This window comes from Rhodopirellula sp. UBA1907, from assembly GCF_002337565.1.
In the GTDB taxonomy this organism is placed as follows: Bacteria; Planctomycetota; Planctomycetia; order Pirellulales; family Pirellulaceae; genus Rhodopirellula; species Rhodopirellula europaea.
Genome location: NZ_DDGH01000064.1, coordinates 35,925 through 49,337 on the forward strand (window position 1 = coordinate 35,925; position 13,413 = coordinate 49,337).

The 13,413-nt window shown below is 55.7% G+C and carries 11 protein-coding genes; 4 read left to right on the plus strand and 7 right to left on the minus strand.

From position 1 onward, the window contains the following. The 4 genes from B2R17_RS14005 to B2R17_RS14020 all read right to left on the minus strand — a co-directional run bounded on the left by B2R17_RS14005 (position 1) and on the right by B2R17_RS14020 (position 5,529). On the minus strand, positions 1 to 1,863 hold the full coding sequence (locus B2R17_RS14005) for an alkaline phosphatase D family protein (protein ID WP_286764471.1): 1,863 nt from the start codon (positions 1,861 to 1,863) through the stop codon (positions 1 to 3). A gap of 76 nt (positions 1,864 to 1,939) precedes the next feature. Further along, positions 1,940 to 2,935: a cation diffusion facilitator family transporter gene (locus tag B2R17_RS14010; RefSeq protein WP_286764472.1), complete on the minus strand. Its 996-nt coding sequence runs from the start codon at positions 2,933 to 2,935 to the stop codon at positions 1,940 to 1,942. A 23-nt stretch (positions 2,936 to 2,958) separates the two neighbouring features. Further along, positions 2,959 to 3,918, minus strand: a complete 960-nt coding sequence (locus B2R17_RS14015) for a ZIP family metal transporter (protein WP_008663370.1) — start codon at positions 3,916 to 3,918, stop codon at positions 2,959 to 2,961. A gap of 39 nt (positions 3,919 to 3,957) precedes the next feature. Continuing rightward, entirely contained in the window at positions 3,958 to 5,529 is a 1,572-nt protein-coding gene (locus B2R17_RS14020) for an ABC transporter permease (protein WP_286764473.1), read from the minus strand. Between the two features lie 95 nt (positions 5,530 to 5,624). Between B2R17_RS14020 and B2R17_RS14025 the strand changes: the two genes are divergently transcribed. Both B2R17_RS14025 and B2R17_RS14030 read left to right on the plus strand, forming a co-directional pair. After that, positions 5,625 to 7,331, plus strand: coding sequence for an ABC1 kinase family protein (locus B2R17_RS14025; RefSeq protein ID WP_037249622.1), 1,707 nt, complete (start codon positions 5,625 to 5,627; stop codon positions 7,329 to 7,331). 542 nt (positions 7,332 to 7,873) lie between these two features. Continuing rightward, complete coding sequence (locus B2R17_RS14030; protein ID WP_286764474.1) at positions 7,874 to 8,938, plus strand: hypothetical protein; 1,065 nt, start codon at positions 7,874 to 7,876, stop codon at positions 8,936 to 8,938. Between the two features lie 48 nt (positions 8,939 to 8,986). Here B2R17_RS14030 and B2R17_RS14035 read toward each other — a convergent pair whose 3' ends face one another. Further along, positions 8,987 to 9,436 carry a nucleoside deaminase gene (locus B2R17_RS14035; protein WP_286764475.1) on the minus strand — a complete coding sequence of 150 codons (450 nt, stop codon included), beginning with the start codon at positions 9,434 to 9,436 and terminating at the stop codon, positions 8,987 to 8,989. 121 nt (positions 9,437 to 9,557) lie between these two features. Here B2R17_RS14035 and B2R17_RS14040 point away from each other — a divergent pair, with 121 nt between their 5' ends. After that, entirely contained in the window at positions 9,558 to 10,547 is a 990-nt protein-coding gene (locus B2R17_RS14040; RefSeq protein ID WP_286764476.1) for an alpha/beta hydrolase, read from the plus strand. 204 nt (positions 10,548 to 10,751) lie between these two features. Here the strand turns inward: B2R17_RS14040 and B2R17_RS14045 are convergent, their stop codons facing one another. Beyond that, on the minus strand, positions 10,752 to 11,552 hold the full coding sequence (locus B2R17_RS14045; RefSeq protein WP_286764477.1) for a response regulator: 801 nt from the start codon (positions 11,550 to 11,552) through the stop codon (positions 10,752 to 10,754). 407 nt (positions 11,553 to 11,959) lie between these two features. Continuing rightward, complete coding sequence (locus B2R17_RS14050; protein ID WP_008663356.1) at positions 11,960 to 12,709, minus strand: RNA polymerase sigma factor; 750 nt, start codon at positions 12,707 to 12,709, stop codon at positions 11,960 to 11,962. Positions 12,710 to 12,798: 89 nt separating this feature from the next. Here B2R17_RS14050 and B2R17_RS14055 point away from each other — a divergent pair, with 89 nt between their 5' ends. Then, on the plus strand, positions 12,799 to 12,936 hold the full coding sequence (locus tag B2R17_RS14055) for a hypothetical protein (protein ID WP_162472105.1): 138 nt from the start codon (positions 12,799 to 12,801) through the stop codon (positions 12,934 to 12,936). Positions 12,937 to 13,413: the final 477 nt, after the last annotated feature.

Sequence of the window (13,413 nt, forward strand, 5' to 3'; positions counted from 1 at the left end):
TCATTCTCGCGGCAAGGAGACGGACTCGGCGTAGGCCAGTTCGCCCGTCCAGCCGTCGTAGTACTGGAACACCACCTGCGGATGCGGGTAGGCGACCAAACGCTTGTCGCCTTGTTTGACCGGCATGTTGAAAACGTTGTTGACCTGCACCACACAAAAATGCGGGTACAGCCGTTCCAAGCGGGGCAGGTCGGCCAGCACATAACTGCTCCATCGGATGTCGCACTCTCGCGGCCCAAACTGAAACCGTCCCGTCGCAGGGCGGTCGCTTTCGTCGAGTTCCGGTACATGATTGACGCTGTTGTGAGGCCCGCAACAAAATTCCCACACATTGTCGGTCACCCGAATCGCGAAACTGTTGTGCAGGTCGCCGGTCATCACAAAGACTTGTTTGTCCATCTCATCCCAGGCATCGATTAGCATTTCTCGTTCGTCGAGAAAGCCGGTCCAGGCTTCTTCCTTGTTGGCTTCGTCGGCTTCGAAGCCACCCGCACCGCTGTGAGGGATCATCATCGGGACGCTAGAAATGAGAAACGTGAATTTCGCATCGCTGGCTTTCATCTCACGCAGCAGCCATTCGCGTTGATGTTTGCCCAGCATCGAAACACCTGGTTTGTCGCGCTGGGAAACATCGTGCATGTCACGGTCGCCGCGAGTGTCGAGCAAAAAGAAGTCGCAGTTGGAAACACTGAACTTTCCGTAGCTGCGTTGCCCGATGGAGTAGCTGACTTGGCCATCCGCTTTGGCGGGCATGTGAAGCCGAACGGTGTGTTCATCCACCACTTCGACGATGTCATAGACGTACGAGTTGGCTTCCCCATCGTCGGTGTCGTAGACCATGTCGTTGACGCCTGCTGTGTCGGTTCCCCAGTGGACGTGCAGGTTCAGCATTTCGTTCAGCGGTAACTGTCGAAAGTTAGTTTGACGGTCGACCAACAAGTCGCTGCCGGCGGTCAACTTCGCCGTCCCAACATGCAAACGTTGCTTGGATTCGAACGGGTTGGCCCAGCCCAGGTAATCGTTCCAGGCGTAAGTTCCAATGTCACGAAAGACGGTTCGGCGGTGACGCTTGCCCGCTTCGGAGGCTCCCCAGATGTCATTGACCAATTCGTGGTCATCGAAGGTAAACAGTGACGGCACATTGCTGTGCCAAGTCGACAGGGCATGGTTGCGACTGAGATACAGTTTGTAGTTCTCCCACACGCCGGTCACAGTTGGCATGGTTTGAACAACTTGCGGAAGTTGGTCGATGCCTTGGGTCAGTCTCCACGCCTCAGCCGGATACTCTCGAAGTTCTTCGTACAGCCAGTCTCCGTTCATGATGTGGAAGTGGACTTTGTCCGCCCAATCTTGATTGAGGTGTTTGTAGGTAGGGCTGTCGTGGCCGATTCCATGCAGCGGGTTTTGGTTGGCACACGAACCGATTTGAAATCGGAAGTTGAACAGTCCATCAGGATTGTGCTCCGATTCGGATCCTGCTTGATCGGGCAATGTACGGAATGTTCCCGGTTCACCTTGCGGACGGTCGTTCACATAGACGCGATAGTAGTACCGCGTGTCGGGTTGAAGATCGCTCAGCATCACCACGCCCGTGTTGTCGTGTTCAATGCGTGTTCGGCCCGGTTCGCTGACGTGGTCCGACAAATCCCCGCCATGGTTTCCGGGTGGTCGAGTTCCGTAGTGCACGGTGAATTCGCCCGCGTCCGATGTGCGAGCCCATACGGCGACGCTGGTTGATGACGGCCTGCCAAGCATGGGGCCGTGAGTCAATCGACTGGGATCACGTTGTGCGTATGTGGTGGACGAAAAAGAGACCAGAGCAGCGAGTGCGAGGGCAGATGCGGTCGATTTGAATCGTGTCATGGGGCAACGCGTGATGATGGGCAGGGGGAGGATTGGGGTTTCCCAGTGTACCTGCCGAACACGCTGCCAGTGGCTTCTACGAACAGCCCTCATGGATCAGGTTTCCGTCGGAATCGTGACAGTCCGACGTCCCAGCGAATTCAAACTCTAGGGTGGAGTGACGGATGTTGTGTTCGCCGGTGAGATACGACTTGATTTCACGTTTGATTGTTTCCAAATCCTCAAACCGTGTCGGCTGAATCACGACATGAGCTTCCAACGCCCGATGTGATTCGTCCAGTTCCCAAAGATGGACATGGTGGACACCCGATACGCCATCGATTCCACCGAGGTCGGTCATCATTTCCTCGAAATGGAAGTTTGCGGGGGCTCCTTCCATCAAGATGCGAGTCGCTTCGGGGAGCATCTGCCAGACTTGGTAGAGGATGTAAGTCGCGATCAACAGCGTTAGAAACGAGTCCACCCAAAGCCAATCCAAATAGATCACGGCCGCGGCTCCGATGAGAACGGCAACGCTGCCGGCGGCGTCAACCAAGTTGTGAATGAAGGCGGCTCGGACGTTCAGCGAACCTTTGCTCATCGCCCACAGCAGAAACGCGGTGCCAAGGTCGACGACCAATGCGATGGCGGCAGTCACCGCCATCAACCAACCAATGATCGGTTGTGGATCAAAGAAGCGATGGATGGCTTCGTAAACCAAGTAACAGCCGACGACGGCCAACAGCGTGAGGTTGATGGTGGCCCCAATCAGCTCCGCTCGGCGGTAACCAAACGTGTATCGTTGGTTTGCTTCTTTGCGAGCGATTCGCCGGGCGATGTAGGCGATCAGCAGCGAGTTGGCATCGCTGAAGTTGTGGGCCGCGTCGGACAGCAGGGCCACGCTGCCCGAGAAGATTCCCGCGATCACTTGGGCAACTGTCAGGAACTGATTCAGCAACACCGACCAGAGCAATCTTGAATCGCTGACCGAGTCGAACTGACCAGCGGAAGTCAGGCCGTGATGGTGCAAGCTTCCACAGTTTTCGTGGTTCTCAGCCGATTCGCCGGAATGGTTGTGATCGCAACTTCCCATGAGATTGATCCTGGGTAAGTGGACTAGGGATTCACGTTTGGCACGTTGCTGCTATCGACGATCGAGGCAGGTTGCCCGAGTGGAGCGATGGAATGGTTGTGGCCAGGCAAGCTTTCGATTCCAACGGCAAGGGCAACGCCGAGCAAAAGCGCGGTGGTCAACTTCAATCGATCGTGGTCATGAAACGCGACTTCGGGAAGCAAGTCCGATAGCGAGATGCAGATAAAGAACCCGGCCGAAAGTGCCAGGCCCCATCCGAGCAAAGCTTCCGTGTTGGCAAATTGGGTGGCACCAAAGTAAAACGCGATTGCGCCGATCGGGCAGGCCATTGAAAAGGTCAAATTCACCATCGTGCGTTGGGCCGACGTCCACCCGCCTTTGCTCATCACGGATGTGATCGCGAAAGCGTCCAGTGGCTTGTGTAGAGCGACGGCGAGGAAGGTGCCGAGTCCTGCCAGTCCCAACCACGGCGAGTGTTGGGACTCTGCCGCGATGCTGGCTGCCAAGGCAACTCCGTCCATCAGCGTGTGAAGCCCCAAACCAAACAACATGCCGAGCCAACCGAGCGGTTTGCTGCTGACGCGTTTGGCATTCGAATGAGAATGCGAGTGGCTGTGGTCATGATTGTGGTCACTCGGGTGATCATGATTGTGGGCGTGCCCGTGCTCATGACCGTGGTGATGATGATCGTGCGATTCGCCGTGGCCGTGCACGTGGGTGTGGAACGCGCGGAGCAGGATGAACATCGTGATGATGCCAACCAAGACGCCTCCGCCGGCCTGGGACGCGGAACTGATCTTGTGCAGTGAATGTGGCAACAAGTGCAGCATCGCGATCCCCAGCATCAACCCGGCGACAAAGCTCATCAAAAGCTGAGTTCGCAGGTGGGTCATCCGCACCAAAGATGGCAGCCATCCACCACTGACCGAAGCCGTGATGATGAGGACGCAGTACACCGCGAGCAGGGATTCAGGGACAAACAAGGCAATTGCCGAAGCGGGGTACGGACGCGGCGAAACGTTTCAATCTACGCCTTTGCTTGAACGACGCAAGTGGAGTCGCATGGCCAGGATCGCTCCGCACAGCAGGATCACCATTCCCGTGTGAACCATCGCCAGCGATGCCTCCTGGTATCGGGCTCCGCTGTGCAGCAATCCGAACAATCGAGTGCCCGTTGTCGTCACGCCGGGGGGCAAAACCGGCATCGCGGCTGGCACGTCACCCGCCGAAACGATCGCCACCGCCAATGCGGCAACACCCAATCCGCGTCGCAGCAAAGGGATCTCCAGGTGCCACCATCGCCAAACGACCGAGCCATCCATTTGCCCGGATTGCCAAGTGGCATCATCGATGCCGTCGTAGGCATTTCGAAGAATCGCGTAGGCGACCAGAACGCTTCGCACGCCAACCGCGATCAGCGTCGGCACCAACGTGTGCGTCGCGAGCCGGTCCAGTCCCGCGAATGGAAGTCGGAAAAAAGCCGCGACCGTCATTCCAATGACCGGGCCGGGCACTAGGAACAGCATCGTTCCCAAAACATCGACGACTAGTCCAACCGGCTTGGATGAGCGTGCCAGACGAGCAAGGCTCATTGCGATTGGCACTGATAGGATTACCGAAAACAGAGCGAGCTGAATGGTCCAGGCAATCTCTTCGCGAAAGAGCTTGGGAGCCTCGGCGATTGCGCGGACGGATGATTGCCAGCGGAAGGTCGCTTGTCGTTGGCCGTCCACCACTTCGACCGCGTGGCCGGTTTGGATGATCAATCCGGCAAGTGGCAGGATCAACAACAGCGTGCAAGCGATCACGGCTGCCATCGCGAACAAGCGAACTCCGCCTGACGCTGTATCTGTCGTTGTTGATGACGCATCGACTGGCTCAGCATCCCAATTGGACGCGACTTTCCATCGACGACGCTGCAGCCAAAACCACAGTAAGGTTGGAATGCCACCGACCACCATCGGCACCAGCGTGGACACCAGCACGGACGTCGTGTTCGGATCCACCGAGTAGAATAGGTAGAACTGATCGGCGACGGTTCGGACGCTGTGCAAATCCGCGACGCTCATTTCGGTCGACGCAAGCACCATCACACCGATCGCCGACGCAATGATCCATGGCATCGCGATTGGCAATCGCACACGCCACCAACTTTGGCCGGGTGAGAAGTCCAAGGCGGCCTGTTGAATCGCGACGGGAGAAATTCGACGCGTCGCCCAGACCGTTGCCAATGACACCAAGGCGACTCCATGCATCCCATGGATCCAGCCGACCCAGCCCAGGTTGCCTCCCGTCATCGTTGTGACCAACCATCCGAATTTGCCGGCGGTCGATTCCCAGGCTGCCGCCAACAAGATCAGGGGCATCGCCAAAGTCACGAACGCGAAAAATGTCCAGGTTCGAACCAGCCAATGATTCGGTCGCAACTGGCTGACAAAAAACGCGGTGGGCACTCCGATCAAAACCGCGATCCCGGCTGACACCAGCATCAGTTCGATCGTCGTTGTGATCGCGGTCGCCCAATCATCGGCAAATGTCGGATCGGGGGCCGGCAATCCGGGCGGAACCAACGCTGCGAGCGGAATATTGGGCATAAAGGGAAGGTTTTCGAGGCCGAAAATTCGTCCTGCTCGACGATTTGCCAAGCCTGCGATCACAATGGAGCGACCAACCACCTTCACGGAATCTCATGAAGCTGACATCGATCCCCCAGTTGTACCGCAATCTGCGCCGAGGACGCGAGATCCTGAGGGTGCTGCGCCGGTACGGATTGGCGGACTGGATCAGTCGCACAAGGCGTTTGCCGCTGCAGAACTGGATCAAGGATCGTTCGGGCGTTCCGCTGACGCAATACACACGATCGCAACGCATTCGGATGGCGATCACCGAGTTGGGGCCAACGTTCATCAAAGTCGGTCAGGTCCTCGCGGCCCGACCTGACTTGGTCGGCAACGAAATCGCGGAAGAGTTGAAACAGCTTCGCAACGAAGTTTCACCCGACAGCATGGAAGTCGTCGAAGCAACGTTGGCCGAAGAGCTCGGTCCGAACTTCCGCAAACACTTCCGACACATCGAACCGGTGCCGCTTGCGACCGCCTCGATCGGACAAGTCCACCGTGCCGAGTTGATGGACGGCCAGCGAGTGGTGTTGAAGGTCCAGCGTCGCGGCATCGAGAAAATGATGCGCGAGGATCTGGATGTTCTCGAGGGCTTGGCCCAATGGGCCGACCACGTCGAGTCGCTTGCTATCTGGGGACCATCGGACATGGTCCGGCAACTGATGCCGATGATCCTCCGCGAGCTGGACTTCAATCGCGAACGCAGCAACCTGAAGCAGTTCGCTCAGATCTTGGAGGCGGACAAAGCCGAAATCGTCATTCCATCCGTGTTCGACCAACTGTGCACGCGACGCGTCTTGGTGATGGAAGAGATGGTTGGCGAGCCGTTGGCAAAAGTATTCGAGCGTGATGATCGCACGTCCTCTGGCGAGTCAAACGAGATAACTCGAGCGGACTTGCCTCCGGAACTGGGCCGAACGCTTGCTCGAACGTATCTGCGAATGGTGTTCGAGGATGGATTCTTTCATGCCGACCCGCACCCCGGCAACTTGTTTTGCTTGCAAGACGGTCGTTTGGCAATTCTCGATTTTGGGATGACCGGTCGCATTGATGAAGCGATGCGTGAGTCGATTGAAGAGATGTTGGCGGCCATCAACGCGGGAGATTGTCGACGGCTGACGCGATTGATTCGTCGCGTGGGCAACCCGCGAGTCGACTTGGATCAATCCGCATTGGAAATCGATGTGGCTGATTTCGTGGACACGTATGGCCGACAAACGCTCGACCGTTTTGATTTGTCCGGGGCATTGAATCAACTCAGCGAAATTCTTCACCGGCACGGGATCGGTTTGCCCAATCAGTCGGCACTGCTGCTGAAAATGCTGATCTCATTGGAAGGAACACTTCGCGAAATTGGCGTTGGGTTCGATTCGCTTGATATCGTTCGCTCCTATCTTCGCCGAGTGATGATTCGCCGATTGACTCCGGCACGGCGACTTCGGCAAGCCCGACGGATCTATCTGGAGAGCGAAGCGTTCATGGAGAACGCGCCAGAGCAACTGCTGTCGTTGATGAACCAAGCTCGACTGGGGCAGTTGCAGGTGCGTTTGGAACCCAAGCGTTTTGCGCCGGTGGTCAACCGCTTGGTGGTGGGGCTGATGACCAGTGCGGTGTTCCTTGGGTCAGCGCTAATGCTGTCCTACGAGGTTTCACCGGTGCTGTTCCCCGATCAGCCAATGTTCGGGATCCAACGAGTCAGCATCCTGGGACTGGTGGGATTGATCGCCAGTTTCAGCGTGATGGTCGCTCTGTGCCTAGCGATTTTGCGTAGCGAGTAGGCAGACCACTTCGCCAAAAACAGACTTGGTGGATTTTTCGCGAAGAATCTCGAAGCAGTGGGCTCTAGGCAGGTACGCAGGTGTCATCGGGTATGTGAGCCGTTTGGCGTTCGCCACGGTTCCCACGCTTAACCGGGGTTATTGCTGGACTTTTAAAACTGGAGGTTTGACACGGAAAATGCGGCATTCGTTTTTGTTCTGTCCTACGCCCCAACGGGGCAGCTCTAAGATAGCCCCAGGCATCGCCTGGGGTTTCGTTACGGAGACTCCGATTCGAGCCCCAACGGGGGCGGCCTAGGACCGCCCCCTTTGGGGCTTTGCAATCTTGGTCTCGGCATAACCCAGGGCGTTGCCCTGGGCTGGCATAGGGCTGCCCCGTTGGGGCGAAGTCGTGAAACAAAACCTGCGAAAGTTGAATCCGCTGCAACACCAACTTTTTGAAAGCCTAGGCGAACGCCAAACGGCTTACTTACCCAAAGACTCCTGACTACCTGCTTAGGTTAAGAAATTCCACCCACCAACATTCGACTAGAGGCGAACAGATGAAGACGAAGAAACATCGCGGATCGTTCATGCTTCGCTTCATGGTCTTTGGATTCAGCGTTGCGGTGGGGCTGCTCGCGTTTTGGTTGCTCGGTTACATCGTTCGCGACATCGATCGCGTGCAAGGGCCGAACTACAGCCAGATGCTGGAGGACGGATTGCCGCAAGAGTTGCAGGACGAACGGCAAGTGCTCGCCGCGGAGTTGGTGGATCTGAAACAGCAGATTGTGTCGACCGAACGACGTCGGCAACTGACGACGCAAACGACTCGCGATTCGCAGCAGACGATCAATCAGTTATTGGAACTCAAACGCAACGCGGATGAGAATGCAACGTCTTTGAGCGATGGTCAACAATCGGCACTCACGGATAGTCTGCAATTGTTTTTGGCGAATCAAAGCCAAACGCAAACACTCAATGCTGAACTATCCAATCTCAATGACCAACTGGACGATATCGAGCAGCAGCAACGAGAGAACGAAGAAGCCATCACGCGCGCCAGTCGCCCGATTGCGGATGAGTACGACGAGCTTGCGGAACAGCATCAATGGAAACTGGCTGCGTACAAACTCGCGTTGGTAATCCCGTTGTTGCTTGTTTGCGGTTGGTTGTTTGTTTGTACGTCACGCCGGCGGTACCTATGCGATGCTGGTGTATGCAATCAGCGGTGCGGTGGCCGCTCGGGTTCTGCTCGTGATGCACGATCACTTTCCCGCGATCTACTTCAAGTACATCCTGATTTTGCTGTCGCTGGCGATTGCGACGGGAGTCTTGGTGCGGTTGCTGAGGCTGATTGCCAAACCCAGTCGCGATTGGTTGCTTCGCCAATACCGAGAAGCATACGCACATTTCTTCTGTCCAATATGCGACTACCCGATTCAACGTGGCCCACTGAAATTCGCGGTGTGGACGCGGCGGAGTTTGAAGAAACGGACTCCCGTGACGGTCGATGGCGATGCGGCCACATTCGATCAACCGTACACCTGTCCGTGCTGCGAAACGACGCTCTTTCACGCTTGCGAGAAGTGCGGTGGAGTCCGTCACTCGCTCTTGCCCGCCTGTGAAAAGTGTGGCGTCGGTTCCGTGGTTGAGCGAGATGTCGCGGAGGAAAGTCAGGATTGAGTTGGTAGACCGATGTCTTCATTCCAAAGCGTCGGGTTGTCTCGGATGAAGGTCCGCATCAGCTCGATGCAATTTGGATCATTGATGATCTGTAGGTCGACTCCACGACTGCGTACGTAGGACTCCGGTCCTTGAAACGTTTGGTTTTCGCCGACGACGATCCGTGGAATTTTGTAGAGCAGGGCGGCACCGCTGCACATGTCGCAAGGAGACAATGTCGAATACAGCGTGGATCGGGAGTAGTCGTTGGCGGTCAGTCGGCCAGCACCTTCCAAGCAATCCATTTCGGCGTGCAGAATCGAACTGCCACTTTGAATGCGGCGGTTGTGACCGCGGGAAACGATTTCATCGTCGATTACCAGCACGGAACCGATCGGGATTCCGTGTTCGTTCAGCCCCTGGCGTGCTTCGTCTAGAGCGGCTTGTAAGAACGGATCCATCGTTGGGACGCTCGATCGTGGAAGGGAACTTGGAGAGTGTTGTGTTGTCGGAACAACGGTCGCAACTCGGAATAGTATAGTGGTGCTTCCCCACCGAATATCCCCGCCCTGGACATTGCTCATGCGTCACGTTGTTTGTTTGGTTCTCAGTTTCTCGTTGCTTGCGGGAACCGCCTCGTTCGCGGAGGCACCTCAAACGCGGTCAGTCGACAAACCGACGTCCAAAGCTGACAAGAAGAACGCAACGCGAAAACCGAGAAAGAAAAAGCCTGCTCCGTTTGCGTGGGTGAATCCCATTCCCGAACAACGGCAACACCCTTCGCTCAAACACGGAACCTTCCAAAGCCCATCGCTGAAGCACGAAGTTGGCTACGCAATTTTGTTGCCGCCGGGATACACCGATGGTGAACCGGACAAACGATTTCCCGTTGTCTATTACTTGCATGGCGGGCGACCGGGCAGCGAATCGAAATCGATCGCCTTGGTTCCGCAGATGCATTCGGCGATGGAATCAGGACAAGTTCCGGGCATGATCTACGTTTTTGTCAACGGCGGTCCGGTCAGCCACTACAACATCCCCGGCGAACCAACCAAGCAGGGTGCGGACGTGTTCATCAAAGAACTGATCCCACACATCGACGATACCTATCGAACGATCGCTGATCGTGAGCACCGCGGAATCGAAGGGTTCTCACAGGGCGGTCGCGGGACAATGCGGCTGTCGCTTCGTTACCCGGATTTGTTTTGCAGTGCTGCAGCGGGCGGAGGCGGTTATGAAACCGAACGCAAGATCAGCGAGTCGGGCGGTCGCGAGTCAGCGACTCTTGTCTTTGCAGAAGGTGACAACGCTTGGGATTTGGCACGAGCCTATTCCAAGGCGAAAACACCCGAGGTTGACTGGATGATTTACGTCGGGACCAAAGGTTTCAACTATCAGAACAACTTGGAATACATGGCTTTCTTGAAATCACTGGAGATTCCATTTGAAAGCATTGTTGTTCCGGATGTGCCTCACTCGGGATTGAAAATTTACGAGCAGCGATGTGTTGATCTGATGCGATTCCACGCCGCGAATTTTGGACTGATTGATACCGCGATCAAGGATGAATGATATCGGTGGCTTCGTTTGCAAAATGAAAGACGGGTCACCGAAGCGTCTTGCTTCAGTGACCCGCGATTGGTTTGTGTCGAAGTAAAACGTTTGTCGTACTTCACCCTCATCCATGAGGTTCAATAGCAACTCTTGAATGCAAGCTTCTTGAACACAAACCTTGAGTGCGAGTGATGAGGTGCACGACTGACATCTGCGAACTGGCTAGCAGGCCAATGGTTTGATGCTGTTGTCATCGGATTGGATGTACTGAAGCAGGCCGTCTGTATTGAGCGGCTTTGCAAACCAGCGATCGAACCCGTTTGGACCTTCCGCGATTCCATAGTGGCAGGGAGGCTTTCCGCTGGTCGCGACAATGCGAATGTTCTTTGACGCTTCGCATTGTCGCAATTGTCGGATCGTCGAAGCACCGTCGCCGTCCGCCATTTGCATGTCCAGCAGGACATAGTCGGGGGATTCATTGGTGTCCAAATAACTGATTGCGGCATTGCCACTTGCGACGCAATCGACGACGCAGCCACGCATTGAAAGGATGCCAGCCAGCAATTCTCGTTGGTCGGGGTCGTCTTCGACCAGCAGCAGTTTGACCGAGCTTTGAAGGTTTGGGTTTTCCATCTGTGCGTCGATGGCTTCAGAACGTTTTCCGAAGTGTTGCTCGATACAATCGAGTTGATGAATCACCTTCGAGAACGTTCGATCTGCCGCCTCTTTCAGCCCCGCATTCATTTGCTGGCGGTAGAGCTGGAGCCCCAAGTTCAGCGTGTTCAAATGATTACGAAGCTGGTGGACTTCACGCTGCACATTCTCAAAAGCCTGCTCAAAACTTGGGAGATCGATAGCTTTTTCAACTGCCCCGTTGAATAGCTCTTTTCGAAGGATGCGAATCTCGGGCGGCGCGTTGATTCCGATCGTGGCGGTTCTTGCAGAAGACCGCGTGACATTGACCGTGATTCCCAAGCCTGGAAATACGATGGCTTCGCCCGGTTTACGGGATAGTAACAACATGTCTGGAACTCCGTTTCGTTGCGTGAGCATCGACGGCACAAGTCGACCCTCAAAAACCTCACGAATCCCGCCGGATTACGTCAACCTTGCATGAAGATTCGCGAGAAGAGTTGCCCCATTCCATTGACAGTTTTTGATTCCGATCCTGAAATCACTGCTACCTCTGCATGGGAGTAGATGCATTTACTCCTGTAGAGTCAACGGAGATTTGAAAAATGTTCTGGTAGAGCGGGGGACTCCATAGGACTGCAAAACGCCGTGCTGATGCCGGAGTTTCTGGAAACTTGTTCAGTGCCAGTGGCTGGGCTCGCCAGTCCTAGAGAGCGACGACTTTGGATCGCCGCTCAGTTGAAGTTTCTGGCCTTCATCGCCAAACACGTTGAAGGGAACAAATACACGGGCCCCATTCAGACCGCTTGCGCGATCAGGGTGGAATCACCGATAGAGTCATCCGACCGTTCACGAGCCGATGGCATCGGCAAGACGGCGGGGGATTCGTCGGCACTGTTGTCCGCCGAATCCCCAAACGCCATTTCGTCTTGCAGAGTTTCTGCCAATCGGCGTCGTGCGGTGTGCAGGCGCCGCTTGATCGTTCCGACTGGAGCGTCGAACGCATCGCTCATCTCGATCAACGATTGTCCATCGAGGTAGAACGCGTTGAGCGTTTGACGATCCAAGCTTCCCAATCGTGCGATGCCACTTCGAACCGCCGCGGCTTGCTCGCGATCTTGAGCCACGTTGTCAGGCGTGATGTCATCCACGCAAGTTGCTTCCAGGGTTTCTGGGTCGCACGCGGTGGCAGTTCGTTGTCGGCTGAATCGGTTGATTGCCATTCGGTGAACGATTTGACGCAACCATCCGCCGAACGCTTCTGGCACGCGAAGTTGATCCAGCTTTTGCATCGCTTGGATGAAAACGTCTTGTGTCAATTCTTCGGCTTCGTGCACGTTGCGAACTCGGCTGATTGCCAATGCGACAATGACAGGACGATAGCGTTCGAACAAATCACCGAATGCCAATTGGTCTCCGCCTTGGGCGGCAATCACCAATTGGGCAACCGTTTGACCGGATGCGGAAGTCGAGTTGCGAACGATTGCGTTGCCGTCGCTAGGCGGCACGGTGGTCGTGAAATCGGGGGTGATCTTCATGGTGTCCATCCTCCCGGAGTTCCGGGATTACTTTCCTGTTCAGGCCAGCCAAATGACTGCCTGCTGAATTGTTTCAAACCAGTTGGAAAACCCGATCGGTGAATCAGCTCAATCAGCGAGCCCAGCGGACGGATGAGATTGCTTCGCTCGATGCAACAACGTTTTTGTCAGAAGTCTGGTTGAGAGACTTCCGCCATCGATGGGAACGATGGACGAAGATGCAGGCGAAGTTCTGATCCGAGCGGGGCGCTGCCGACGCGAAACGCGATGGGCGGCAAACGAAAAGTCGACGGCGTGACCAAAGGGTCAGTCGTGCCAGAGACTTTTCGCGGCGTGCTTCAGTTCAATGCGAGGAAAAGGCTAGGGCCTTATCGCATGGACCTGTGACACGTTTGGTCTGTGGCAAATAAAAACCGCCAGGGTTTTATTGCCGCAAAACTGGCTGCCAGAGGCTCCGGGGCGCTGGACCCCGGATAACCGAGGCCCTCCCACTGCAATGAGCAGGTATGGATGACGACGCACAGAGTCTCGGCAGCATTGGTACGCATGACATCCACGATGTGGGAAATGCGGACAACACGTTGAGTCGAGATCAGGTTACGCATCGAATCCTCCCTGCGCCGATTTTCTCGGTGCGGTGATGGAGCTCAAAAACGGAAAGTAAGGACACCGAATTCGTTACAATTACGAACCGGCCAAGGGAATCATGCCCG

Excerpts from the sequence above, each read along its gene's own strand:
- B2R17_RS14035 (WP_286764475.1), bottom strand. The coding sequence starts at position 9,436 with ATGGATCCGTTCTTACAAGCCGCTCTAGACGAAGCACGCCAGGGGCTG.
- B2R17_RS14010 (WP_286764472.1), bottom strand. The coding sequence starts at position 2,935 with ATGGGAAGTTGCGATCACAACCATTCCGGCGAATCGGCTGAGAACCAC.
- B2R17_RS14040 (WP_286764476.1), top strand. The coding sequence starts at position 9,558 with ATGCGTCACGTTGTTTGTTTGGTTCTCAGTTTCTCGTTGCTTGCGGGA.
- B2R17_RS14030 (WP_286764474.1), top strand. The coding sequence starts at position 7,874 with ATGAAGACGAAGAAACATCGCGGATCGTTCATGCTTCGCTTCATGGTC.
- B2R17_RS14025 (WP_037249622.1), top strand. The coding sequence starts at position 5,625 with ATGAAGCTGACATCGATCCCCCAGTTGTACCGCAATCTGCGCCGAGGA.
- B2R17_RS14045 (WP_286764477.1), bottom strand. The coding sequence starts at position 11,552 with ATGTTGTTACTATCCCGTAAACCGGGCGAAGCCATCGTATTTCCAGGC.
- B2R17_RS14050 (WP_008663356.1), bottom strand. The coding sequence starts at position 12,709 with ATGGACACCATGAAGATCACCCCCGATTTCACGACCACCGTGCCGCCT.
- B2R17_RS14020 (WP_286764473.1), bottom strand. The coding sequence starts at position 5,529 with ATGCCCAATATTCCGCTCGCAGCGTTGGTTCCGCCCGGATTGCCGGCC.
- B2R17_RS14005 (WP_286764471.1), bottom strand. The coding sequence starts at position 1,863 with ATGACACGATTCAAATCGACCGCATCTGCCCTCGCACTCGCTGCTCTG.